15 protein-coding genes are annotated in these 22,391 nt (G+C 68.0%); 8 read left to right on the top strand and 7 right to left on the bottom strand.

All coding sequences use genetic code 11. From position 1 onward, the window contains the following. Positions 1 to 32 precede the first annotated feature (32 nt). A complete protein-coding gene (gene mfd / locus AC6LJ5_RS13820; RefSeq protein ID WP_498140754.1) occupies positions 33 to 3,515 on the bottom strand; it encodes a transcription-repair coupling factor in 3,483 nt (1,160 codons plus the stop codon). Positions 3,516 to 3,544: 29 nt separating this feature from the next. On the opposite strand from mfd, the gene ispD reads away from it, so the two are divergent. The 3 genes from ispD (at position 3,545) to AC6LJ5_RS13805 (ending at position 6,980) form a co-directional block, all read left to right on the top strand. Then, positions 3,545 to 4,228, top strand: coding sequence for a 2-C-methyl-D-erythritol 4-phosphate cytidylyltransferase (gene ispD / locus AC6LJ5_RS13815; RefSeq protein ID WP_498140753.1), 684 nt, complete (start codon positions 3,545 to 3,547; stop codon positions 4,226 to 4,228). Next, positions 4,225 to 4,722 (top strand): 2-C-methyl-D-erythritol 2,4-cyclodiphosphate synthase, encoded by a 498-nt coding sequence (ispF, locus tag AC6LJ5_RS13810; protein ID WP_103273076.1) that lies wholly within the window; start codon positions 4,225 to 4,227, stop codon positions 4,720 to 4,722. The genes ispD and ispF overlap by 4 nt, the downstream gene beginning before the upstream one ends. A 137-nt stretch (positions 4,723 to 4,859) precedes the next feature. Next, on the top strand, positions 4,860 to 6,980 hold the full coding sequence (locus tag AC6LJ5_RS13805) for a DUF4344 domain-containing metallopeptidase (RefSeq protein WP_498140752.1): 2,121 nt from the start codon (positions 4,860 to 4,862) through the stop codon (positions 6,978 to 6,980). A gap of 124 nt (positions 6,981 to 7,104) precedes the next feature. Here the strand turns inward: AC6LJ5_RS13805 and AC6LJ5_RS13800 are convergent, their stop codons facing one another. From AC6LJ5_RS13800 to risA, 4 genes are all read right to left on the bottom strand, one after another. Then, on the bottom strand, positions 7,105 to 7,623 hold the full coding sequence (locus tag AC6LJ5_RS13800) for a carboxymuconolactone decarboxylase family protein (protein ID WP_103273078.1): 519 nt from the start codon (positions 7,621 to 7,623) through the stop codon (positions 7,105 to 7,107). A gap of 75 nt (positions 7,624 to 7,698) precedes the next feature. Then, positions 7,699 to 8,247, bottom strand: coding sequence for a peroxiredoxin (locus AC6LJ5_RS13795; RefSeq protein ID WP_006389231.1), 549 nt, complete (start codon positions 8,245 to 8,247; stop codon positions 7,699 to 7,701). A gap of 58 nt (positions 8,248 to 8,305) precedes the next feature. Next, entirely contained in the window at positions 8,306 to 9,700 is a 1,395-nt protein-coding gene (gene risS, locus AC6LJ5_RS13790; RefSeq protein WP_199770991.1) for a sensor histidine kinase RisS, read from the bottom strand. Positions 9,701 to 9,734: 34 nt separating this feature from the next. Next, positions 9,735 to 10,469, bottom strand: a complete 735-nt coding sequence (risA, locus tag AC6LJ5_RS13785; protein ID WP_003813882.1) for a response regulator transcription factor RisA — start codon at positions 10,467 to 10,469, stop codon at positions 9,735 to 9,737. Positions 10,470 to 10,599: 130 nt separating this feature from the next. Here risA and tsaB point away from each other — a divergent pair, with 130 nt between their 5' ends. Continuing rightward, positions 10,600 to 11,832, top strand: coding sequence for a tRNA (adenosine(37)-N6)-threonylcarbamoyltransferase complex dimerization subunit type 1 TsaB (gene tsaB, locus AC6LJ5_RS13780; RefSeq protein WP_498140751.1), 1,233 nt, complete (start codon positions 10,600 to 10,602; stop codon positions 11,830 to 11,832). 32 nt (positions 11,833 to 11,864) lie between these two features. Further along, positions 11,865 to 12,794 carry a uracil-DNA glycosylase gene (locus AC6LJ5_RS13775; protein WP_498140765.1) on the top strand — a complete coding sequence of 310 codons (930 nt, stop codon included), beginning with the start codon at positions 11,865 to 11,867 and terminating at the stop codon, positions 12,792 to 12,794. 250 nt (positions 12,795 to 13,044) lie between these two features. Here the strand turns inward: AC6LJ5_RS13775 and lplT are convergent, their stop codons facing one another. Continuing rightward, positions 13,045 to 14,352 carry a lysophospholipid transporter LplT gene (lplT, locus tag AC6LJ5_RS13770; protein ID WP_103273081.1) on the bottom strand — a complete coding sequence of 436 codons (1,308 nt, stop codon included), beginning with the start codon at positions 14,350 to 14,352 and terminating at the stop codon, positions 13,045 to 13,047. 309 nt (positions 14,353 to 14,661) lie between these two features. Here lplT and smc point away from each other — a divergent pair, with 309 nt between their 5' ends. From smc to ligA, 3 genes are read left to right on the top strand one after another with little or no spacing between them, the layout of a single operon-like run. Further along, complete coding sequence (gene smc / locus AC6LJ5_RS13765; RefSeq protein WP_103273082.1) at positions 14,662 to 18,192, top strand: chromosome segregation protein SMC; 3,531 nt, start codon at positions 14,662 to 14,664, stop codon at positions 18,190 to 18,192. 45 nt (positions 18,193 to 18,237) lie between these two features. Continuing rightward, positions 18,238 to 19,299 (top strand): cell division protein ZipA C-terminal FtsZ-binding domain-containing protein, encoded by a 1,062-nt coding sequence (locus AC6LJ5_RS13760; protein ID WP_103273083.1) that lies wholly within the window; start codon positions 18,238 to 18,240, stop codon positions 19,297 to 19,299. Further along, positions 19,299 to 21,404 (top strand): NAD-dependent DNA ligase LigA, encoded by a 2,106-nt coding sequence (gene ligA, locus AC6LJ5_RS13755; RefSeq protein WP_498140750.1) that lies wholly within the window; start codon positions 19,299 to 19,301, stop codon positions 21,402 to 21,404. The genes AC6LJ5_RS13760 and ligA overlap by 1 nt, the downstream gene beginning before the upstream one ends. Before the next feature lie 14 nt (positions 21,405 to 21,418). Here the strand turns inward: ligA and AC6LJ5_RS13750 are convergent, their stop codons facing one another. Continuing rightward, a complete protein-coding gene (locus AC6LJ5_RS13750; protein ID WP_103273085.1) occupies positions 21,419 to 22,213 on the bottom strand; it encodes an IclR family transcriptional regulator domain-containing protein in 795 nt (264 codons plus the stop codon). Positions 22,214 to 22,391: the final 178 nt, after the last annotated feature.

Genomic DNA, 22,391 nt, shown 5'->3' with positions numbered 1-22,391 from the left:
TCGGTGGCGTCTGCGCGCGGCGTAGCGGCAGCTTACTTCAGCGCGCGCAGCACCGCACGCACGGCGTCGGCGCGCGCCGGGATCTGCTGCGCCTTGATCTCGACGCGCAGCTTGTCCTGGCCCGCCAGCTTGATGTGGCGCTGGCGTTGGACCAGCTCGATGATGCGGGCGGGATCCACCGGCGTCTTGGGGCCGAACTGCAGCAGCGCCTGCGTCTCGCTGGCATCGATCTTGACGATGCCCAGCGGCTGCGCCGCCAGCCGCAGGCGGTGCGTGGTCAGCAGGGTCTGCGCCGCGTCCGGCAGCTTGCCGAAGCGGTCGATCAGCTCTTCCTGGATCTGGATCAGGTCGTCTTCGTCGGCCGCGTGCGCCAGGCGCTTGTAGATGGCCAGGCGCGCGTGCACGTCGGCGCAATAGTCCGAGGGCAGCAGGGCGGGCGCGTGCAGATTGACCTCGCAGGCCAGGTTGAAGGGCGCGTCCAGGTCCGGTTCCTCGCCCGCGCGCAGCGCGCGCACGGCCTCGTTGAGCATCTCGTTGTACATGGAGAAGCCCACTTCCTGGATGTTGCCGGACTGCGAATCGCCCAGCACCTCGCCGGTGCCGCGGATCTCCAGGTCGTGCATGGCCAGGTAGAAGCCCGAGCCCAGCTCTTCCATGGCCTGAATCGCTTCCAGGCGCTTCTTGGCATTGCTGGTGATGGCGTCCTCGCCGGGCGTCAACAGATAGGCGTAGGCCTGGTGGTGCGAACGGCCCACGCGGCCACGCAGCTGGTGCAGCTGGGCCAGGCCGAAGCGGTCGGCGCGGTGGATCACGATGGTGTTGGCGCTGGGCACGTCGATGCCGGTCTCGATGATGGTCGTGCACAGCAGCACGTTGTAGCGCTGCTGGTAGAAGCCCTTCATCACCTGCTCCAGCTCGCGCTCGGGCATCTGGCCATGGGCCACGGCGATGCGGGCCTCGGGCACCAGCTCTTCCAGCCGCGCGCGGCGGTTGTGGATGGTCTCGACCTCGTTGTGCAGGAAGTAGCACTGGCCGCCGCGCTTGAGTTCGCGCAAGAGCGCCTCGCGCAGCGTGCTGCCATCCTCGCGCCGCACGAAGGTCTTGATGGCCAGGCGCTTCTGCGGCGCGGTGGCGATCACGGAGAAATCGCGGATGCCTTCCAGCGACATGCCCAGCGTGCGCGGGATCGGCGTGGCGGTCAGCGTCAGCACGTCGACTTCGGCGCGCAGCGCCTTCAGCGCTTCCTTCTGGCGCACGCCGAAGCGGTGTTCCTCGTCGATGATGACCAGGCCCAGGCGCTTGAACTTCACGTCCTTGGACAGGATCTTGTGGGTGCCGATGACGATGTCCACGCGGCCGTCGTTGATGCCCTCGATGGCCGTGGCGACTTCCTTGGCCGAGCGGAAGCGCGACAGTTCCACCACGCGCACCGGCCAGTCGGCGAAGCGGTCCGAGAAGGTCTGGGCGTGCTGTTCGGCCAGCAGCGTGGTCGGGCACAGCAGGGCGACCTGCTTGCCGTTGGCCACGGCCAGGAAGGCGGCGCGCAGCGCCACTTCGGTCTTGCCGAAGCCCACGTCGCCGCAGACCAGCCGGTCCATGGGCCGGCCCGAGGTCATGTCGGCGATCACCGCCTGGATGGCGGCGGCCTGGTCGGCGGTTTCCTCGAAACCGAAGCCCTCGGCGAAGGCCTCATAGTCGTTGAGCGGCAGCTTGAAGGCATAGCCTTCGCGCGCGGCGCGCTGCGCGTACAGGGCCAGCAGCTCGGCGGCGGTGTCGCGCACCTGCCTGGCGGCCTTGCGGCGGGCCTTGTCCCACTGGCCGGAGCCCAGCTGGTGCAGCGGCGCGGCCTCGGGATCGGCGCCGCTGTAGCGGGCGATCACGTGCAGCTGCGACACCGGCACGTACAGCGTGCTGCCGTTGGCGTACTCGAGATGCAGGAACTCCATCTCGCCTTCGCCCATGTCCATGTTGACCAGGCCGTGATAGCGGCCGATGCCGTGCTGGGCGTGCACCACCGGATCGCCGGCGCGCAGCTCGGACAGGTCGCGCACCATGGCTTCGACGTTGCTGGCGCGCTCCTGGTCGCGCTTGCCGCGCCGTCCCGTCGTGGCCAGCCCGGGGTACAGATCGTTCTCGGTCAGGAAGGCCAGGCCGGCGCCGGGCAGGCCGAAGCCCGCGGACAGCGGCGCGGCGGCGATGCCGAAGTGCGCGTCCGAGGACAGGAAGGCCTCGATGCTGTCGGGCTGGGCGTCGGGCGTGACGCCGAACTCGTTGAGCATCTGCACCAGCGTCTCGCGGCGGCCGGCGGAATCGGCGCACAGCAGCAGGCGGCTCTGGCGTCCCTGGACCAGCGCGCGCAGCTTGGCGACCGGATCCTCGGCGCGGCGCGCCACGCTGACGTCGGGCGCGGCGCGGAAATCGGGATGCGGCTGGCCGGCGGTGAGCGCCAGGCGGCGGAAATCCTTCAGCTTGCCGTGCAGCGTTTCAGGGTCCAGGAACAGCGCCGACGGCGGCAGCACCGGGCGCTCGCGGTCGCTCTTGAGAAAGCCGTACCGGCTGGCCGTATCCTGGCCGAAGCGCTGCATGGCGTCGTCGATGTCGCCCACGGTGACGGTGACCGTGTCGTCGGCCAGATAGTCGAACAGCGTCGCGGTCTCGTCGAAGAACAGCGGCAGGTAGTATTCGACGCCGGCGAAGGGAATGCCGTTGCCGATGTCCTTGTAGGGCAGGGCGCGCGAGGGATCGCCTTCGAACACCTCGCGAAAGCGCGCGCGGAAGCGGTTGCGGGCGTCCTCATCCATGGGGAACTCGCGGCCCGGCAACAGGCGCACCTCGCCCACCGGATACAGGCTGCGCTGGGTATCGACGTCGAAGCTGCGGATGGTCTCGATCTCGTCGTCGAACAGGTCCAGCCGGTACGGCAGGACCGAGCCCATCGGAAACAGGTCGATCAGCCCGCCGCGCAGGCAGAACTCGCCGGGCGCGGTGACCTGGGTGACGTGGTTGTAGTTCGCCAGCGTCAGCTGCGCGCGCAGCGCGGCCTCGTCCAGCCGGTCCTTCTGCTTGAACGAGAAGGTGTAGGCGGCCAGGAAGGAGGGCGGCGCGAGCCGGTACAGGGCGGTGGTGACCGGCACCGTCAGCACGTCCACGGACTTCGTCATCAGCGCGTGCAGCGTGTGCAGGCGCTCGGAGATCAGGTCCTGGTGCGGCGAGAAGGCGTCATACGGCAACGTTTCCCAGTCGGGCAGCTGGCGCACCGACAGGTTGGGCGCGAACAGCTGGATTTCCTCCGCCAGACGCTGCGCCTCCAGCGGCTCGGCCGTCAGGATGACCAGCGGGCCGCCGGCCTGGCGCGCCAGGTCGGCCAGCAGCCAGGCGTCGCCCGAGCCGGGCGGGCGCGGCTGCGCATAGCGTGCGCCGGTCTTCAGTGCGGATAGCGTAGTGGCGGTCGCGGGCACGGGCGGCGCCGCCGTGGCGGAGGTAGGGGAGGCGGGCATCTGGCTGGAAGCGGACATCAGGCGGAAGATTATAAAATCTTCGCACCATGTCTGACTCAATCATCGCCATCGTGCCCGCCGCGGGCGTCGGCGCCCGCGCCAGCCGGCCCGGGCAGGACGCCGTGCCCAAGCAATACCGGCCGCTGGGCGGCCAGCCCATGCTGCGGCTGGCGGTCAGCGCCCTGCTCGCCGACGCGCGCATCGCCCAGGTGCGCGTGGCGGTGACGCCCGGCGACGGCTGGGTCGACGACGCGCTGACGGGGCTGCCACGCACCGTGTGGCGCGCCTGCGGCGGCGCCACGCGTGCCGATACGGTGGCCGGCGCGCTGGCCGACAGCGGCGCGGCCGACGATACCTGGGTGCTGGTGCATGACGCGGCACGGCCTGGTCTGCCGGCCGAGGCGCTGGCGCGACTGATCGATGCCTGCCTGGAAGATCCGGTGGGCGGCCTGCTGGCCCTGCCGGTGGCGGACACGGTCAAGGGCGGCCACGAGCGCGTCGAGCGCACGCTGGACCGCAGCGGCCTGTGGCTGGCCCAGACGCCGCAGATGTTCCGCGCCGGCGCGCTGCGCGACGCCCTGACGGCGGCGGCGGTGGCGGGCGTGGCGGTGACCGACGAGGCGGCGGCCATCGAGGCCGCGGGCTATGCGCCCAGGCTGGTGCCGGGTTCCCTGCGCAATTTCAAGGTGACCTGGCCGGACGATTTCGAACTGATGGAAAAATGGTTATGAGCATTCCTTTCCGCGTCGGCCAGGGCTTCGACGTGCATGCGCTGGTCGAAGGCAGGCCCCTCATCATCGGCGGCGTGACGATCCCGCACACGCACGGCCTGCTGGGGCATTCCGACGCCGACGTGCTGCTGCACGCCGTGACCGATGCGCTGCTGGGCGCGGCCGGGCTGGGCGACATCGGCCGGCACTTCCCGGACACCGATCCGGCTTTCAAGGGCGCCGACAGCCGCAAGCTGCTGCGCGAGGCCATGGCGCGCGTGCGCCAGGCCGGCTGGACGCCGGTGAACATCGACGCCACCGTGCACGCGCAGGCGCCGAAGATCGGCCCGCACGCCGCGGCCATGGTGGCGAACATCGCGGCCGATACGGGCCTGGCCGTTACCGAGGTCAACATCAAGGCCAAGACCAACGAGGGCCTGGGCTATCTGGGCCGCAAGGAAGGCATCGCGGCGACGGTCGTGGCGCTGCTGGCGCGCGCGGATTCCCCGGCATAGCGGCACACGCGACAAGCGACATTCGCAACGGTTCCCGCGCTTCGTTGGTTTTGATACATCTTTAACAAATGAATAAGCGGGTCGCATCAATCTGGAATATTCTGCGCTACTCAAATTTGACTACTTAGAGACTCCGGATGCGTCTACGCGGCATCGCTCTGCTTTCCATCGTGGGCGCTTTCAGCACGCCCGCCCTTGCCCAATACCAGCAGCAGCTCGGCCCGTTGGCCGGCGCGGTCCAGCAGCAGATGCTGCAAGGCTGGACCGCTGGCGTGGAGGATGGCTGGTTCACGCTGCGCAACACTTCGACGCCGGGCAGCGAACAGACGCTGTACATGAACGTCGGGCCGGCGCCGGAGTCTGGCCGAGTGACCGACGTGAATGTGGTGGTCAAGTCGCCGAATCCCAAGGCTTCGATCGGCGTGGTGCTGAACAACCGCGCCAACAAGAGCCTGTGCCTGCTTGAACTGACGGCCGACAAGAACACGCTCCTGTTCTGCCTGCAGGGCGACAAGCGCCGCGACATCGCCTCTGTGCCGAATGTGGCCAAGCTGGATGGCTCCGACCGCATCCGCGTGGTCGAGCTGCCCGGCGCGGCGCGCTTCATCGTCAACGGCCAGAAGATCGGCGACGTCAGGGATGAACCCGCGACCGGTTCGCAGATCGGCATCATGGCCTATGACGTCGGCACCTTCGGCATCGCCGACTTCGCCGTCACGGAAGGACAAGCCGACGCCAAGCCGGCGCCGGCCGCGGGCGGCCTGCCCGCGCGCGGTGGTGGCGGTGGGAGCGGCGGCAGCGGCGGTGGCGGCGCGGCGGGCAACCCGCCCAGGCAGCAAGGCGGCGCCGATTCGCCCTTGCGGGGCGAGGGCCCGTATCCGCGCTTCGGCGGCGACAACATGCGCATCGTGTCGGTGTACGTCGGCATCATGCGCAGCATCTTCCTGCACGAGTTCGGTCACGCGCTGATCGGCGAACTGGAGCTGCCCTCGACCGGCGCCGAAGAGGACGCGGTCGACATCTATGCTGCGCTGAAGATCGTCGAGCCGACCATGTACCCGTCGGACAATCAGGAAGTGAACACCATGGTCAAGGAGGGCGCGATCTACGCCGCCTTGCAGTGGTACTACAGCGGCAAGCTGGCCGAGAACCGCGGCGCATCGTCCGGTTCGGCCTGGCAGGATGAGCACACGGGCGACCTGAAGCGCTTTCGCAACATGCTGTGCATCATGTACGGCGGCAACCCCGGCGTGTTCGAGTCCGTGACCAAGAGCGTCGGCCTGGAGGATCGCACCAAGGCGCGTTGCGCGGACGAGTTCAACAAGCAGAACCGCGCCTGGCACAAGATCCTGGCGCCGCATACCCGCGTGGGCACCTGGTCGCCCGAGGGCCTGCAGCCGGCCAACGCGCCGGGCGCGCCCGTGAACGTGGTGTTCGAGCCGTCGCGTCGCAAGATCGGCAACCTGTTCGCCGAGGCGCTGTCCCAGCCGATCGGCGACAACATCAAGTCGCTGGGTCAGACCTATGTGCTGCCGCGGCCGGTGAATGTGGTCTTCAAGGACTGCGGCAAGCTGAACGCCTGGTACAGCCCGCGCGAAGGCTCGATCACGATGTGCTACGAGCTGATCGAGAACATCGCGGTGATGATTTCCGACATCGAGATGGGCACCGTCAACGGCGAGGTCGTGCCCAACAAGGGCGGCTCGGCGCCGGGCGCGCCGCAGCGGCAGCCGGGGCAGGGGCAGGGCCAAGGTCAAGGCCAAGGTCAAGGTCAGGTTCAGGGCCAGCCGCCGGGTTCCATCGATGAACTCAAGGACATGGGCGTGCCGCCCACGACCATGCTGTTCACGGCGCCCTACAAGGGACCGACGCCCAACAAGATCTACCGCGCGCAGATCATCACCACCGGGGATCTGGTGTCGCTCTTGAAGAAGGACAAGAACCTCATCCTCGTCGACACCAGTGGCTTGAAGGACACCTTGCCCATCGGCTATTCGCTGCCCGACGCCGGTTCGGACGGCAGCGTGACGGACGGCCTGCAAGCCGATCTGGATGCCTGGCTGATGAAGAAGACCGGCGGCAAGCGCGACCAGCCCATCGTGTTCCTGGGCGCGGGCATGAATGACCGCTCGTCCTACAACGCGGCGCTGCGCGCCGGCACGCTGGGCTGGACCGCCTACTGGTATCGCGGCGGCGTCGAGACCTGGGTGGCCTACGGCCTGCCGACCACCTCGACCATGCCGCCCAAGAACCAGTGATCCGTCGACGGCGCCGTGCAGCATCGGCGCACGCGCAACAAAAAACCCGCCAGCACAATGCAGGCGGGTTTTTTCTTGGCGGCAGCCCGGGCGCCGGCCAGCGCATGCCGGCGGGCGCTACGGCTTACTTGCCCTGAGCGGTCAGCGCCAGCGCGGCGGCGTTCACCACGGCGGCGATGCGGCCGGCGTCGCGCAGCTGCTCGGTCGACAGGCCGTCGTTCTTCAGGTTCTCGTAGTGCGACTGCACGCAGAAATGGCACTTGCCGATGATCGAGGCCACCAGCGCGAACAGCTCGAAGCGTTTTTTCTCCACGCCGCCGTGCGTGGCGTAGGCGTTCATGCGCAGTTGGGCCGGCAGGCTCTTGAGCTGGGCGTCGCCGCTCATTTCCACGTAGGGATACCAGGTGTTGTTCATGCCCATCAGCGCGGAAGCGGTCAGCGCCGCGTTGGCGTCGGTCTCGGACAGGCCGCTCTTGAAGGCTTCGACCAGCAGCGGGCTGCGCGCGGCATAGGCGGCCGACAGGGCGGCGCCCACGGCGTCTTCGGCCGGCAGGGTCGAACGGGCGATCACGGCGTCCAGATTCAGGCGGATGTCCTTGGCCCAATCCGGCAACTGTTCTTTGATGGTGGAGAGGAATTCCATAGTTTTTACCTATAATCTAGCGCAGTTAAAGCCCGGCAGGAGCTTGCGCGAGCAAACCCCTGGCCGGGCTGGAAATTACAGCGTGGCGCCGCCAACCGTACGGTTGCACGGGCACAGCTCGTCGGTTTGCAGACCGTCGAGCAGACGCAGAACTTCTTCCGGGTTACGGCCGACGTTCAGGTTGTTCACCGAAACGTGCTGGATCGTGTTGTCCGGGTCGACGATGAAGGTGGCGCGCAGGGCAACGCCAGCACCCTTTTCACGCACGCCCAGCTGGTCGATCAGGGCGCCGGTGGTGTCGCCGAACTGGTAGTGACCCAGCTTGTTCAGGTCCGGGTGCTCACGGCGCCAGGCCAGCTTGACGAATTCGTTGTCGCTCGAACCGCCCAGCAGGACGGCGTCGCGGTCTTCGAAATCCTTGGCCAGCTTGTTGAAGCCGACGATTTCGGTCGGGCACACGAACGTGAAGTCCTTCGGGTAGAAGTAAATCACCTTCCACTTGCCGGGGAAGGAGCTTTCGGTGATGTCTTCGAACGCGGACACGCCGTTTTCTTCATGCTGGTTGAAGCCGGGCTTGACGCCGGTAACCTTGAAGGGCTCGAGTTTGTCGCCAACAGTTTTCATGTTTACTCCTGGTGTTGTCGGTGGAATGAAGCCTGTGCCTCAAACCATGAATTCTACGCTATTGATTTTCACTGTCTAATTGATAATTCCTAAATTTGGCTTTGGGCAGCTCTATCCGCGCGGTCAAACCGCCCCCCTCGCGGGGGAGCATGCGCAGGGATCCACCCACATGCTTGAGCAGCCGCTCGACAATGGCCAAACCCAGGCCGGCGCCGCTGACGCCGGTGCGCGCCGCTTCGCCGCGCGAGAAGGGACGCAGCAGGCGCTCCACGTCCTCGGGCGCGATGCCCGGTCCGCGGTCGCATACCTCGATGGCGATGATGCCGCCCTCAGCTTGCAGTGTCATGACCAGATGCGCCATGCCGTCTTCTGAACGGCCGTAGCGACGGGCGTTCTCGATCAGGTTGCTGACGATGCGCTTGAGGTCCAGCGCGGTGATGCGCGCGCGCAGGCCGGGTTCCAGCGAGGCATCCAGTTCGCCGCCCAGCGAGGCGGTATGGCTGCGCTCGCGCTCGTAGAGTTCGGCCAGCACGGCGGAAATGTCCGTCGCCAGTTGGGGCAGGGTGCCCGCCGGGCGGGCGTATTCCATGAGCTGGCCGATGCTGTGGTCGATCTGGCCCAGGTCTTCGTCGATGGCCTGGCGCGCGTCTTCCGACACGCCGCTCAGCTCGATCTCCAGGCGCATGCGCGCCAGCGGAGTGCGCAGGTCATGGGAAATCCCCGCCAGCATCAGCTCTCGGTCGGCCTCGGCTTGGCGCAGGTCCTTGGCCATGCGGTTGAACGAGGCGTTCAGGTCGCGGATCTCGAGCGGCCCCTGCTCGGGCAGCGGCGCGGGCGTCTCGCCGCGCGACAGCACCTGGGCGGCGCGCGCCAGCCGCGACAGCGGCCGGTTCACGAAGCCCACGCTGACGGCCGCGCCCACCAGCGACAGCAGCAATGCGGTCGCGCCCCAGCCCAGCCATTCGATGCCGCCGGTCAGCCCGATCTGCTCGCGCTCGAACACCAGCCAGTACAGCTCTTTCTCGATCTGGAAGCTGACCCAGAAGCCCGGCACCTGGTTCACGCCCCAGGCGATCTGGGTCTCGGGACCGAAGCGCGTGCGGATGTGCTGCGCCACGCGCTGCCAGTAGTCGTCGTCGGGCAGGGCCTCGGCGTAGTCGGTGACCTCGCGCGGATAGACCTGGATGCCTTCATTGGTGGCCAGGTCGAGCAGGAGCTTGCTGCGTTCGCCGTCGTGGGAGTAGATCAGCGCGGTGCGCGTGATGTTGACGGCCGTGATCACCCGCTGCGCCATCTGGTTGGCGCGCGGGCCCAGCTCCATGCTGAAGAAGACTTGTAGCCACGCACCCAGGCTGACGAGCATCAGCGCGGCGAGCAACAGGAACGTGCGGCCGAATAGTCCCAGCCGCAGACGCGAGGTCAGGTTCCTGAAGGTTTTGCGCAAGCGGGGCACGAGGCTGCGCTCCTGCCCGGGGCGGGCTTGTCGATCAACTGCCACCGTCCGGAACGAACACGTATCCCAGGCCCCAGACGGTCTGGATGAATACGGGCTTGGACGGGTTCGGCTCGATCAGCTTGCGCAGGCGGGAAATCTGCACGTCCAGGCTGCGGTCGAAGGCTTCGTACTCGCGGCCGCGGGCCAGTTCCATCAGCTTGTCGCGCGACAGCGGAATCTTGGGATGGCGCGCGAACACCTTCAGCACGGAGAATTCGCCCGTGGTGATGGGCACCTGTTCCCCGTTGCGCGTCAGCGTGCGGGTGGACAGGTTCAGCACGTAGGGGCCGAAGGCGATGGATTCGTTTTCCTGGCTGGGGGCGCCGGGATGCTCCTCGGTGCCGCGGCGGCGCAGGATCGCGTTGATCCGGGCCAGCAGCTCGCGAGGATTGAACGGCTTGGACAGGTAGTCGTCCGCGCCCATCTCCAGGCCGACGATGCGGTCGATTTCTTCCGCCTTGGCCGTCAGCATGATGATGGGCGTGTTGTCATGGCCACCGCGCAGCCGGCGGCAGATGGACAGGCCATCTTCGCCGGGCAGCATCAGATCCAGCACGAGCAGGTCGAAATGCTCGCGTTGCCAGAGTTTGCCCATCTCTTTGGCGTCTTCGGCGACGAAGACGTTGAATCCCTGCTCGGACAAGTACCGGCGCAGCAGATCGCGCAAGCGCGGATCGTCGTCGACGACGAGGATTTTGCGGGTGGGGGTGGTGTTTTGAGTGTTCATGGCCGGAAATGTAACAGTGACAAGAACCAGCGGCTAGAGGGCGTTCACAAGATATTACACATTGCGAGCCCTGGTTGAAATCCCCCTTCTCGACGGGTCAAAGCCGTCTAATTTCGTACAATCTGCACCTATGGAACTAAACCTGCTGGCTCTGGAAACCTCGTCGTCGCGCTGCGGCGTCGCCCTGTTGCGCGCGGCCGACGGCCGGCTGGACGTCACCGTCCGTGAGCACGAAGGATCCCAGGAGCACGCCGAGCGGCTGCTGCCCATGGCCGGCGAACTGCTGGCCGAGGCGGGACTGGCCCCGGGCGCGCTGCACGCGGTGGCGTTCGGCCAGGGGCCGGGCGGGTTCACCGGCTTGCGGGTGGCCTGCGGCGTGGCCCAGGGCATGGCCCTGGGACTGGATATCCCGGTGCTGCCGGTGGTTTCGCATTTGGCGGTGGCCGCGCAGACCGGAGCCGCGCCGGGCCAGGCCGTGCTGGTGGCGCTGGACGCCCGCATGAATGAAGTCTATCTGGCCGTCTACCGGCGGGCAGGAACGGAAGGCGACGAGCCGGCTTCCTGGGAGACGCTCCAGGAGCCCATGCTGATCGCCGCCGCCGAAGTCGTGCCCTGGGCGCAACATCATCAGTCTGGCTGGCGCCTGGGCGCGCCGCTGTTGATCGCCGGTGATGCCTGGGACGCCTACGCGGCCGACATGGCGCCGCCGCCTGCCTGGCAGCGGGTCGACGTCCTGCGTCCGGAAGCCGCCAGCGTGGCCAGGCTGGCGCGGCAGGACTGGCTGCGCGGGCAGTCGGTGCCGGCCGAGCTGGCCGCGCCGCTCTATGTAAGAGACAAGGTCGCCTTCACCACCGCCGAGCGCATGCGCGGCGAAGGCGGCAACCCCAAGGCGCGCCGGGCCATCCCGGCGACGCCGCAACCGCTGACCGACGCCGATCTGGACGAGGTGGTCGCGCTGGAAGCCAACGTGCAGTCCTTCCCCTGGACGCGTGGCAATTTCTCCGATGCGCTGGCGGCCGGCTATGGCGCCTGGACCTTGCGCCAGGAAGGCAGGCTGGCGGGTTTCTGTATCCTCATGTTCGCGCCGGATGTCGCCCATCTGCTGGTGATCGCCGTGGCCAGGGACCTGCATCGGCAGGGGCTGGGCGGCGAGCTGATGCACTGGTGCGAGCAGCGCGCGCGCGAGCGCGGCCTGGAGGGCGTGCTGCTGGAAGTGCGGCCATCCAACGTCTCGGCCATCGCGTTCTATAAGAAGCATGGCTATCTGCAGATCGGCGTGCGCCGTGGCTATTACCCGGCGGACAAGGGCGGACGCGAGGACGCCCTGGTCATGCAAAAGCGTTTCGACGCGAACGGAGCCTGAGCATGAATGCCGTCCGGTCGCCCGAAGACATCATGCCCGCCATCCCGCCGGCCGGCGCCGCCGCGCCGCGCGTGAACCCGTTGCAGCGCATCTGGCTGCGCGAGATCGGCATGGAGAAGTTGTGGCTCAAGCCCGCGCCTGTCGCCCGCCAGGTTGATACACAAGTCATTGATTTTAAAAAGGAAGCGTCCATCCGTCCGGCTCAGGTCGAACGTTCGGACCCGGCCTCGCCGGTCGCGCTGCCCGTTGCAGCGGCGCCGCAGGCGCAGGCCGCGCCCGGGCCGGACGCGCCGGCACGCGTCGCCCCGGCCGTGCGCAGCGGCCCGCCGCCCAAGCCGGTCGCCAGGCAGGAGCCGGAAGTCGCCGAGGCCCCGGTCATTCCCGTCGCCGAGCGCGTGCGCAACGCCACCCTGGACGAACTGCGCGAGCAGGTCGTGTCCTGCACCGCCTGCGGCCTGTGCCAGGGACGCCGCCACGCGGTCTTCGGCCATGGCGGCCAGCCGGCGCGCTGGCTGGTGGTGGGCGAGGCGCCGGGCGAACAGGAAGACCGCCAGGGCCAGCCCTTCGTCGGCCGTTCGGGCCAGCTGCTCGACGCCATGCTGTCGGCCGTGGGCATGAGCCGCGAGCGCGACGTGTTCATCGCCAACGTGATCAAGTGCCGCCCGCCCGGCAACCGCAATCCCAAGCCCGAGGAAATCGCCGCCTGCAGCCCCTACCTGATGCGCCAGATCGAGCTGCTCAAGCCCGAGCGCATCCTGGTGCTGGGCCGCTTCGCCGCCCAGACGCTGCTGGGCACCGAGGCCACCATCGGCAGCCTGCGCGGCCGTGTGCACCAGCTCAAGACCGACGCCGGCCCGCAAATCCCCGTGATCGTCAGCTACCACCCCGCCTACCTGCTGCGCAGCCCGGTGGAAAAGTCCCGCGCCTGGCAAGACCTGAAGCTGGCCGCCAGCCTGAACTGATGCGCGCATCCACGCGCCGTCTGATTTCTGCGATTGAGTCTGAGCGCACGGCGCGCCGCCATCATGCGCGCCCAATGGGCGCTGCCGCGCTGAAGCGCCAGAGCTGGCCAGTATGCGTGACAGGGCCGCCCGAAAGACACGCACGGCCATCCGACACTGCCGCCCCAATCAAGGCCGCGCGGAGCCGGCTCTGCCGGTCCGCAGCGGCGCCCCCTTGAGGGGGAAGCGCCAGAGGCGCTTCGGGGGTGGGTTACTCCCCCAGGGCCCGGCCGTGACCTTCCTGGCCGATCTGTTCCTGCAGCTCAGGATTGGCCTGCAGGTTGCGCTTGCACCAGCGCATGAAGACCACCATCAGCACGGCGACCACGGTGCCGAACATCACGATGATGATGTTGATCGGCAGTTGCAGCCACAGCAGCAGCGTGTACATGGCGACCATGAGCAGGATGTTGAGCTGCTCGTTGAAGTTCTGCACGGCGATGGAATGGCCGGCGGACAGCAGCACGTGGCCGCGGTGCTGCAGCAGGGCGTTCATGGGCACGACGAAGAAGCCGGCCAGGCCGCCGGTGACCAGCAGCAGCAGGTAGACGCTCCAGGGGGCATAGACCAGCGGCATCAGCAGCACCACCAGGCCCATGGCCGCGCCCACCGGCAGCACCGACAGCGCGCGGCGCAGCGGAATGCGGCCGGCCAGGATCGAGCCCACCACGGTGCCCAGCGCCGCCACGCCCATCAGGATGGAGGCCTTGTCCAGCTGGTAGCCCAGGTGGCTGCGGCCCCATTCGATGACGATCAGCTGCAGCGTGGCGCCGGCGCCCCAGAACAGGGTCGTGACGGCCAGCGAGATCTGGCCCAGCTTGTCGCGCCACAGCACGCAGACATAGCCCCAGAAGGTGCCCATGAGCCTGATCGGGTTCTTCTGCTGCGGCGGGTAGCGCACGTGCGTCTGCGGAATCATCAGGTTGCACAGGGCCGCCAGCAGGTAGACGAAGGCGATCACCAGGATGGCCGCCTCGGCTGGCGAATGCACCAGCTTGCCGATGAAGGAATGGTGCAGCAAGGCGTTGGACACGTGCGACGAGATCAGCAGGCCGCCCAGCACGGTGCCCAGGATGATGGACAACACCGTCAGGCCCTCGATCCAGCTGTTGCCCTTGACCAGCATGGACGGCGGCAGCATTTCGGTGACGATGCCGTACTTGGCCGGCGAGTAGGCGGCGGCGCCGATGCCGACCACGCCATAGGCCGCGCACACCAGATACGTCTGGTATTCCGGGGCGATGCCCAGGCTGGCGTACGAGAACATCAGCAGACAGCCGGCGACCTTCAGGGCATTGGTGCTGAACATCACCCGGCCCTTGGGGAAGGAGTCCGCGAAGGCGCCGACGAAGGCGGCCAGCACCACGTAGGCCAGGGCGAAGGTCCATTTCATCATGGGCGCCAGCCAGTCAGGCCCGTGCAGTTCCTGTATCAGGGCGATCGCCGCGATGAACAGCGCGTTGTCCGCCAATGACGAGAAGGCCTGCGCGGCCATGACCAGATAGAAACCACGTTTCAAGAATGTCCCCGATGCCTGGCCCGAGCCGGCCAGCCTGCTAGTTGAATAGTGTGCCGTTCCAAAAAGTGTCAGGGAGTATAGCCGGTGGCACAGTCCTGCCCGGCTCGGCGTTTGCCCGTGGTTTGACCGGATCGGGATGGCGCGCGCGTCACGCCTCTTGACGCTTGTTCACGTTCGGGGACAGACCGCCTGCGGTATCATACGGGCGATATGCGCGCCGGCCCTCCTGGGCCGGTTTGCAATCTGCGCGGCAGGTCCCGGTCTGTTAACGCCTTTCGTTCAACCCACCACCCGGTCCGTCATCGTACTGTGCGTCTTACTCAGCTAAAACTCGCCGGCTTCAAGTCCTTCGTCGATCCCACCGTGATCCCCGTGCCCAGCCAACTGGTGGGCGTGGTGGGCCCCAACGGTTGCGGCAAGTCGAACATCATCGACGCCGTGCGCTGGGTGCTGGGCGAGGCCAAGGCCTCGGAACTGCGTGGCGAGTCCATGCAGGACGTCATTTTCAACGGCTCGGGCAATCGTAAGCCGGCCGCGCGCGCGTCCGTGGAAATGGTGTTCGACAACAGCGAAGGGCGCGCCGCCGGCCAGTGGAGCACCTACGCCGAGATCGCGGTGCGCCGGGTGCTGACCCGCGACGGCACCAGCAGCTATTTCGTCAACAACCAGCAGGTCCGCCGCCGCGACATCCACGACATCTTCCTGGGCACCGGCCTGGGCGCTCGCGGCTACGCCATCATCGGCCAGGGCATGATCAACCGCCTGATCGAGGCGCGCCCCGAAGAACTGCGGGTGTTCCTGGAAGAGGCTGCCGGCGTGTCTCGCTATAAAGAGCGCCGCCGCGAAACCGAAAACCGCCTGTCCGACACGCGCGAGAACCTGACCCGGGTCGAGGACATCCTGCGCGAGCTGAACAGCCAGCTCGAAAAGCTGGAGGCGCAGGCCGAAGTCGCCACGCGCTACCGCGAGCTGCAGGCCGACGGCGAAAAAAAGCAGCATTCGCTGTGGTTCCTGAAGGAAACCGGCGCGCGCGAAGAACGCGCCCGCAAGGCCCAGGAAATGCTGCAGGCGCAGAACGAGCTGGAAGCCGCCATCGCCGGCCTGCGCGCCGGCGAGGCCGAGCTGGAATCGCGCCGCCAGGCGCACTATGCCGCCAGCGACGCGGTCCACTCCGCCCAGGGCCAGCTCTACGAAGCCAACGCCCAGGTCAGCCGCCTGGAGGCCGAGATCCGCCACGTGGTGGATTCGCGCAACCGCCTGCAGGCGCGCCGCGAGCAATTGCAGCAGCAGATCGCCGAGTGGAACACCCAGCGCGAGCACTGCACCGAACAGATCGCCCAGGCCGAGGATGACCTGGCCACCGGCGCTGCCCGCACCGAAGAGGCGCGCGCCGCCGCCGAGGACGCCCAGGCGTCGCTGCCCGACGTCGAGCAGCGCGTGCGCGAAGCCGCCGGCGGCCGAGACGAGATGCGCGCCGCGCTGGCGCGCGTCGAGCAGAACCTGGCCCTGGTGGCGCAGTCGCAGCGCGACGCCGACCGCCAGATGCAGGCGCTGGAACAGCGCCGTGAGCGCTTGCAGCAGGAATTGCGCGAGCTGCATAGTCCGGATCCGGCGCGCCTGGAACAGCTGGCCGGCGACCGCGCGGCAGGCGAGGACCAGCTCGAGGAAGCCCAGGGCCAGCTGGCCGAGCTGGAAGCCCGCGTGCCCGAGGCCGACGCCGAGCGCAGCCGCGCCCAGGGCGACGCGCAGACCGAAGTGCAGAGCCTGGCGCGCCTGGAGGCCCGCCTGTCCGCCCTGGTCAAGCTGCAGGAAGACGTGCAGAAGCAGGGCGCGCTGGAACCCTGGCTGGCCAAGCACGAGCTGGCCGGCTTGCAGCGCCTGTGGCAGAAGCTGCACGTCGAACCGGGCTGGGAAACCGCGCTGGAATCGGCCATGCGCGAACGCATGGCCTCGATGGAAGTGCGCAGCCTGGACTGGGCCCGCGCCTTCGCCGAAGACGCGCCGCCCGCGCGCCTGGCCTTCTATCAATTGCCGGTCGCGGCCCCCGCGCCGGCAGCGCCCGCCGGGCTGACGCCGCTGGCCAGCCTGCTGCGCATCACCGATCCCGACCTGCGCACGCTGCTCAACGAGTGGCTGGCAGGGGTCTATACCGCGCCAGATCTGGCCCAGGCGCTGACCATGCGCGCCACGCTGCCGGCCGGCGCCGCCTGCGTGGTCAAGGCCGGCCATCTGGTCGACGCGCACAGCGTGCGCTTCTACGCGCCCGACTCCGAACAGGCCGGCCTGCTGGCCCGCCAGCAGGAGATCGAGAACCTGCAGCGCGAAATCAAGGCGCAGCAGCTGATCGCCGACCAGGCCCGCGCCGCCGTGGCCCGCGCCGAGGTCGCCTGGCAGCAGGTGTCCCAATCGATCGCGCCGGCGCGCCAGCGCGTGGCCGAAGTCACGCGCCGCGTGCACGACATCCAGCTCGAGCATTCGCGCCTGCAGCAGCAGGCCGAGCAGTCCGGCGAGCGCGCCTCGCGCCTGCGCCAGGACCTGGAGGAAATCGCGGCCAACGAGGAAGACCTGCGCGCCACGCGCGAGGAAGCCGAGGCCCGCTTCGAAGCGCTGGACGAGGAACTGGCCGAGCATCAGTCGCGTTTCGCCGACGCCGAGATCGAAGGCGAGACCCTGGCCGCCCAGGCCGAGGCCGCTCGCGCCCGGCTGCGCGAACTGGAGCGCGCCGCGCAGGAGGCGGAATTCGCCGAACGCGGCATCCAGGTCCGCATCACCGACCTGCAGCGCAACCGCCAGCTGGCCGCCGATCAAAGCCAGCGCGCCAATGTCGAACTCGAACAGCTCCAGGCCGACCTGGCCGAGCTGGACGCCTCGGCCTCGCAGGCCGGCCTGCAAGACGCGCTGGAACTGCGCGCCGAGCGAGAGGACGCGCTGTCGCGCGCGCGCCAGGAAATGGACAATCTGGCGGCCCTGCTGCGCGGGGCCGACGAGGATCGCCTGACGCAGGAACGCCTGCTGGAGCCGCGCCGCGCCCGCATCACCGAACTGCAGCTGCAGGAGCAGGCCGCCCGCCTGGCCGAGGAACAATTCACCGAGCAGCTCAACGCCCGCGAGGTCGACCGCGAGGCGCTGGCTCAGGAGCTGGCCAACCAGCCCGACGAATGGCGCCGCGCCAGCTGGCTGCAATCGGAAGTCTCGCGCATCTCGCGCCAGATCGAGTCGCTGGGCTCGGTCAACCTGGCCGCGCTGGACGAGCTGAACGCCTCGCGCGAACGCAAGGGCTTCCTCGATTCGCAGCACCAGGACCTGATGACCGCCATCGAAACCCTGGAAGACGCGATCCGCAAGATCGACCGCGAAACCCGCGAACTGCTGCAAGAGACCTTCAATACCGTCAACGGCCATTTCGGCGAGCTGTTTCCCAAGCTCTTCGGCGGCGGCGAGGCCAAGCTCACCATGACCGGCGAGGAAATCCTGGACGCCGGCGTGCAGGTGATGGCGCAGCCCCCGGGCAAGCGCAACAGCACCATCCACCTGCTGTCGGGCGGCGAAAAGGCGCTGACGGCGACCGCGCTGGTGTTCGCGCTGTTCAAGCTCAACCCCGCGCCGTTCTGCCTGCTGGACGAGGTGGACGCGCCGCTGGACGACGCCAATACCGAACGCTACGCCAACCTGGTCAGCAACATGAGCGAGCAGACGCAGTTCCTGTTCATCTCGCACAACAAGATCGCAATGCAGATGGCCAAGCAATTGGTCGGCGTGACCATGCAAGAGCAGGGGGTTTCGCGTATTGTTGCGGTAGATATAGATTCGGCCGTGCAAATGGCCTCCGAAGCGGCATAAACCCAATATTCAGAAGGGCGCCGGCTGACGGCGCGGGATTTACACATGAGTGATTTGCAGATCGGGCTGATTGCCCTGGGCGTCTTGCTGATACTGCTGGTGCTGGGCTTCAACTGGTGGCAGGACCGCCGGGTCCGGCGCAAGATGCAAAGCCATTTCCCGACCAGCGAGCAGGATCCCCTGCTGGGCGCCGGGGCGGCTCCGGCTGTCGGCGCGCCGCGTCGCGAGCCGGGCATGGGCGGCGACGCGCCGCGCGCGCATCCCGAACAGCCCGTGCCGGTGGACGCCGGCAGCGACGCCGACGATGCCGAGGAGCCGGATCCCGCCTGCGAAGTCGTCATCGAGGTTCATTTCGCCGAACCGGCCCGTGGCGCCGATGTGCTGCCCTACCTGCAAAGCCTGCGCCATGTCGGCCGCAAGCCGATGCGTGTGTTCGCCACCACCGACCAGGGCCGCCACCGCGCCCGCATCCACGCAGGCGAGAGCTATGCCGCGATGTCGCTGGCCGTGCTGCTGGCCAACCGCAGCGGTCCGCTGACGGCCATTGAATGGTCGCAAGCCTGGGCGCGCGCCCAGGACCTGGCCGAGCGTTTCGAAGCCACCATCGAGGGTCCGGACCAGCAAGCCGTGCTGGAGCAGGCCGCCCGCCTGGACGACACTTGCGCCGCGCTGGACACCCAGGTCGGCCTGACGCTGCTGCTGGGCGGCGCGCAGCCCGCCGCCGAAGTGCTCAATGTGGCCCGCGACACTGGTTTCGTCGCCGACGGCAGCCGCCTGGCCTGGCCGTCGGACAACGGCGTGGCCCATTTCACGCTGTCGCGCGCCGACGGCGCCGCGTTCGACGCCGGCATGGGCGGCATCGAACGCCTGTACCTGCTGCTGGACGTGCCCTGCAGCCCGGCCGACAGCCGCGCCTTCGGCCGCATGGTCGAGGTCGGCCGCGAGCTGGCCGCGCGCCTGCGCGCCGAACTGGTCGATGACCAGGGCAAGCCGCTGGCCGATGGCTCCGAAACCGTGATCGACGAGCGCCTGCAGGTGCTGTTCGGCCAGTTGGAGCAGGCTGGCCTGCCCGCCGGCAGCGCGCGCGCGCAACGGGTCTTTGCATAATGAGCAGCCCCTCTGGCGGTGAAACCGCGGCACAGGCCGCGGCGCGTCTGCGCGCCGAGATCGAGCAGCACAACGTCCGGTACTACGTCTACGACGACCCTTCCATCTCGGACGCGGCATACGATGAACTGATGCGGGAGCTGCAGGCCCTGGAGGCCGCGCATCCCGATCTGGTCACGCCCGAGTCGCCGACCCAGCGTGTCGGCGCGGCGCCGGTCTCGGCCTTTGGCAGCGTCAGCCACGCCGTGCCCATGCTGTCGCTGGGCAATGCCTTCGAGGCCGAGGACGTGGAAGCCTTCGACCGCCGCGTGACCGATACGCTGCGCGGCGCGGGCCTCCTGGGCCCAGCCGAAGAAGCCGACTACTTCTGTGAACTCAAGCTCGACGGCCTGGCGATCAGCCTGCGCTACGAAGACGGCCGCCTGGTGCAGGCCGCCACGCGCGGCGACGGCCAGACCGGCGAGGACGTCACCTCCAATATCCGCACGATCAAGGCCATTCCGCTGCAGCTCAGCGGCCCCGCGCCCAAGGTGCTGGAAGTGCGCGGCGAAGTGCTGATGAACCGCGCCGATTTCGAAAAACTGAACCAGGCGCAGGCCAAGCGAGACGAAAAGATCTTCGTCAATCCGCGCAACGCCGCCGCCGGCAGCCTGCGCCAGCTCGACCCCCGCATCACCGCCAAGCGGCCGTTGCGCTTCTTCGCCTACAGCTGGGGCGAATTGCGCGGCATCCCGCAGGAGCAGGCCGGGCTGTTTGACGAGGAGGCTTCCGGCGCCGAGGCGCTGCCCGGCGATACCGGCAAGCTGCATGGCGCCATGCTGGACTGGCTGGGCTCGCTGGGCTTGCCCGTCAACGTGAAGTTCAATCAGCGCGTCCGCGGCGCACAGGGGCTGCTGGACTATTACGCCAAGGTGGGGGCGCTGCGTCCGTCGCTGCCCTATGACATCGACGGCGTGGTCTACAAGGTCGATTCGCTGGTGGCGCAAAAGCTGCTGGGTTTCGTGGCGCGTGCGCCGCGCTTCGCGCTGGCGCACAAGTTCCCGGCCGAAGAGGCCACCACGACCCTGCTTGACATCGAGGTGCAGGTGGGGCGCACCGGCGCCATCACGCCCGTCGCGCGGCTCAAGCCGGTGTTCGTGGGCGGCGTCACCGTCACCAACGCGACGCTGCACAACGAAGACGAAATCCGGCGCAAGGATGTACGCATCGGCGACACGGTGATCGTGCGCCGCGCCGGCGACGTGATTCCCGAGGTGGTCGGCGCGGTGCTGGAAAAACGCCCCGCCGACGCGCGTGAGTTCGTCATGCCCACCGCCTGTCCGGTCTGCGGCTCGGCCATCGAGCGGCTGGAGGACGAGACCATCGCCCGTTGCACCGGCGGCCTGTTCTGCGGCGCGCAGCGCAAGCAGACGCTGTGGCACGCCGCCAGCCGCAAGGCGCTGGATATCGAAGGGCTGGGCGAAAAACTGGTGGACCAGCTGGTCGACAGTGGCCGCGTGAAGTCGCTGGCCGATCTGTACAGCCTGCGGCCGCTCGAACTGGTGGGCCTGGACCGCATGGGCCAGAAGTCGGCCGACAACCTGGTCGAGGCCATCGACAAGGCCCGCGCGCCGGCGCTGGGACGCCTGCTGTTCGCGCTGGGCATCCGCCATGTCGGCGAGACCACCGCGCGCGACGTGGCGCGCCACTTCGGCAGCATCGAGGCCATCATGGACGCCGACGAGGACGCGCTGTCGTCCGTGCCGGACGTGGGGCCGGTGGTGGCGGGCTCCATCCGCCGCTTCTTCGCCGAACAGCACAACCGCGACGTCATCGAACAGCTCAAGGCGCAGGGCGTGCATCCGGTGGCCGAGGCCGTGCCCGAAGACACCACGCTGGCCGGCAAGACCTTCGTGCTGACCGGCACGCTGCCCAACTGGACGCGCGAGGAAGCCTCGATGCGCATCCAGGCGGCGGGCGGCAAGGTCAGCGGCTCGGTTTCCAAGAAGACCGCCTATCTGGTGGCGGGCGAAGAGGCCGGCAGCAAGCTGGCCAAGGCGCAGGAACTGGGCGTCACCGTGCTGGACGAGGATGCGCTGAAGGCGCTGCTGGGCCTGGACGGCTGAGCACGCCGGCGGGGTCAGATGCTGCTGCGCGGCATCGAGTCGAGTATCGTTGCCGCCGCGCGTTGCAGCGCGGGCAGGTGCTGGCGCCGCAGCTCATCGGGCGAGCGGGCGCCCAGCACCATGCTGACGCTCAGGCCCGCCACCACCTTGCCTTCATGGTTGCGCAGCGGCACGGCCACGCCGGCAAAACCATCCACCAGCTCGCTGACCGAAATGCTGTAGCCGTCGCTGCGCACCTGGCGGATCAGCTTGCGCAGCGCCGTCTTCGAGACCGTGGTGTAGGGCGTGAGGCGCTTGAGTTCGGCGTTCTCCAGATACTGGTCAAGCGCCTCGTCGTCCAGCGTCGACAGCAGCGCACGTCCCAGCGAGTGGGCGTAGGCGGGCAGGCGGCTGCCGATCGTCAGGTCCAGCTTGAGCAGCTTGGGCGCTTCCTCGCGCGCCAGGAACACAACGTGCTCGCGGTCCAGCACGCCCAGCGAACAGGTTTCACCCAAGGCGCGCGCCACATCCTGCATCACCGGCCGCACCAGCCTGGGCAGGCTCAGCGACGCGAAATAGGCATATCCCAGGTCCATGACCTTGGGGGTGGGCGAGAACTGCCTGCCGTCCTGCCGTACATATCCCAGCTTTTCCAGCGTCAGCAGGATGCGGCGCGAAGCCGCGCGCGTGACGTCCAGCTGCTCGGCGGCTTCCTGCACCGTCACGCTGGCCACGCCTGTGGCGTAGATGCGCAACAGCTGCAGGCCATTGGCCAGGCTGTCGAGAAACTCTTCTTTCTTTTCGCTGGTTTCCGGCAAGGTCGAATCCATGGGTTCACGATGGTGTTCTGCAATGCCTGCGATTGTAGTTTGACATCCGGCGCTTTCTCCATAAAATGATGTTTAGCGAACAAATGTTCGCCAAAAGATGTCCGGTCTCAACCATGACACGGACACGCATCCAAGGAGGAAGGCCATGTGCAGCAGATTCATCCGCGCCCCCGGCGCG

Source organism: Achromobacter sp. 1011791174 (genome assembly GCF_059760925.1).
This window is presented reverse-complemented; position numbering and strand designations above follow the sequence as displayed.